We start from the raw sequence: 2979 nt of genomic DNA on the forward strand, positions 1-2979 counted from the left end.
ACAAAAGTTACACTTTTGCACTTTTTTTGTTTCTTTCCTCTTGTTCTTTCACCAGACCTTGTCATATACTAATATAGATAAACAATCCTGCCAATGATGAAAATGGCAGGATTGGCTTATAAAATAATGTAAATCTCAAAAATCAATGATAGAAATATTCAGCCCTCTCAATATCAACTTCTCCTTTGCCAATTATAATACGTGTAGCATCTCTTGAGGAAGAAGGAAGCCATAAACGACCTTCTTCATCTAAAGATTTGAAGATATTCATATCCCATTTGAATAGAGCGTTTATTTCTTCTTCCTTAAAATAATTATGAGGCAAAATCTTAAACTTTTTAAAAATCTTAAAATCAATTCTTTCTTTTTTGCTCCATAAGCTTCCATAACACGTCATAGATTCAACCGAACAAGTTTCAAGTATGAATATAGTATCGTTTATGCTTAAATCAACATTATATTTATTAGAATACTTCATTATTAATTTTATGATATTTGCCTTACTCTTTTTTATATTAGATTTATCTCTATCTATTTCTCTGTATTCTTTAGTAAATTTATTCATATTTACCTTGTCTGAGAATCTATTGCTACTCTGTACTTCTATTGCAAGTAATGACAAAAGGGAAAATAGTAATAATCTATACGTCATAATAATTAATATTTAAAAGGTATTATTGATATTGTGATAACAGGAGCCCCATCTCTAATAACAGTACTATTTAATGATCCTTGGCTATGAAACATACTTGCTCCATTTTTTACAAATTGGGTACTACCTACTCCATTACCATTTATATCATAAGCATAATGGGTTCGTAAACCTTTTCCATGTTCTTTTCTTATTTTATTTTCTATATGCAATGTATGTTTTTCTGCATTATAAATAGTTTTTTTATTTCCTGACACATCGGTAACTGTGGCCCAAGGAGTCATATCTAATGTTTCTTTCCATTTGTCCTCAATATGTGCCATTTCATGTCCTAACCCAATAAACCCAGGCCTAGAGGCTCCAGGGTTATCATTTGAATCGTTCCACTTAATTGTTTTCCCTGTACCTATATTTGCACTATTTTCATTATCATCTAGAATATTCACAGAACCAGCATCTCCTGCTAAATAATCAACGAACTCTCTTCCTGTATCTTTACTTCGTAATTTATTTATAGCATTAGTTAATGACTTAGCAAATTTATCATCTCCTGAATACAAAGCTCCATCAGAACCTACAAACCCATACTTATCACCAACTTTTCCCCAATAATAACTGGTACCTTCAATTATTGTGGTTATAGTATCTCCTTTTAAATCTACTGCATTTATAGGGTTATTCCCTACATACACATACGGACTAATGGAGTAATACTTCTCTGCCAACGGATCCACAGTAGTAAACCTCCCTAACGCCCCGTCATAATATCTCGCAGAGTAATCATATAAGTTCAGCCCATGCGTCTTATCCAGTTCCTTGCCATTGTACTTGTATGGCTGTGAGCTTTGGCTTGTACTTTCTGCCATGGCCATACCGAAAGGATAATACTGTGAGTTCTGGATTTGCTCGTTGTACTGGTTTATCACCACACGGTTATTGCCTAAGTGGTCTTTCAGGTAATAGTGGTATACATTGTTCTCTATATAACCACCATCTACCAGTATACGCTTCAATCCTTCATTCTCATAGACCTTGTTACCCACATAGTCGGTGACCTTTGAGGTTTCCAGGTTACTGTCGCCTGATGTTCCCATCACAGGGGTATAGGTCTGGTTTTTGGCATCCTTATGCACGACTCTTAACTTCACGCCTGAAGCCGAGTATGTATAATAGGTCTTGCCACTGGTGTTGATGTTCTTCACGGCAAGCTCCGTTGGTAAATTTAATGAATTATACTTAATCCCCAAAATTCCTTTGTGGGTATCTTTATCCATAGCACCGTTGCGGTTGTAGGTGTACTGTCCCGCCTTGTCGGTATAGTCCTTAAAGTCTTCCGAACCTTGTACAGGTGTTGCCGTGGAGTTATCTACTACTCGTGTTAGCTGGTTGCCGTTGTGTGTCATGGTCAGCTGATCTATAATTCCGTAAGGGCTTGAGGCTTGTATCTTTCCTTTGCGGGTCAGTGTCTTGATATTCCCATGCTTATCATAGCTGTAACTCGTACCATATTGTCCCGTTCCAGTGTAATTGGCTGCTGTCAGGCGGGAGAGTTCATCATAAACGAATGAGTAAGCGTTGTTCTGCCCCTGTTGCTGCCAGTCCATGCGGTTGATATTACCCGAGTAACCGTATTGCAGCTGCTGGCTGTACAGGTCGTTGGTGATGCCTGTTGTCCACGAGCGTACGTTGTAGTCGTATTCGACTACCTGTGCCGGGGTGACTGTAAAGTCGGTTGGGTGGTACGGGTCGGGGTTCCCTCCGCCGTCTGGATTAGTACCTCCTCCTGTATTATTGCCTTGTGCCGATAGGTTTACCTGCATCGGTACCGGATCTGTTCCTCCTGATATCAGGTTGGTGCTATAGATATAGAATACATACCTGCCTGCCTCCAGGGTTACGGTTATCCGCCGTGTGGAAGAGACTGTCACATCTTCGGTAAATGGTATATTGACAGGCTGATAGGCCGAAGCGTTCCATTTCAAGAACTTCACCGAGGTTTCTCCCAGCTCTCCGGTCTCGGGATATTCAATGGTCAGGTCTATGTTTTGCGGAACGTCTATTTCCAGATGTGTGGCATAGCTTTCGTTGGCATACATATGCGCCTGGTAGGTTAACTCATCTCCTGCGGCCAGCGAACCGATATATTCAGGTACCCGCTCGGGCGTTTCTGTACCTCCACCCGGGCTTCCTGTACTGGTACTCAATGTCAGGGTGGTGTACACCTTTTTAGTACCCTGCGGGTCGTAGACCAATGGGTTGTAGATATTAAAGTTGTGGGTTCCTGCTCCCAGCCAGTATCGTATCTTTATGGTGGTGGCCGTCGACTG

At 40.2% G+C, this 2979-nt stretch carries 2 protein-coding genes; both read right to left on the reverse strand.

From position 1 onward, the window contains the following. Window positions 1-142: 142 nt before the first annotated feature. Entirely contained in the window at window positions 143-652 is a 510-nt protein-coding gene (locus GGR21_RS20730; protein WP_183309143.1) for a hypothetical protein, read from the reverse strand. Window positions 653-657: 5 nt separating this feature from the next. Beyond that, window positions 658-2979, reverse strand: a 2322-nt coding sequence (locus tag GGR21_RS20735) for an RHS repeat-associated core domain-containing protein (protein WP_246348144.1), incomplete at its 5' end; no start/stop codon positions are given.

Source organism: Dysgonomonas hofstadii (genome assembly GCF_014196915.1).
Lineage (GTDB): Bacteria > Bacteroidota > Bacteroidia > Bacteroidales > Dysgonomonadaceae > Dysgonomonas > Dysgonomonas hofstadii.

Coding starts and splice junctions, on each gene's coding strand:
- GGR21_RS20730 (WP_183309143.1), bottom strand. CDS start 652: ATGACGTATAGATTATTACTATTTTCCCTTTTGTCATTACTTGCAATA.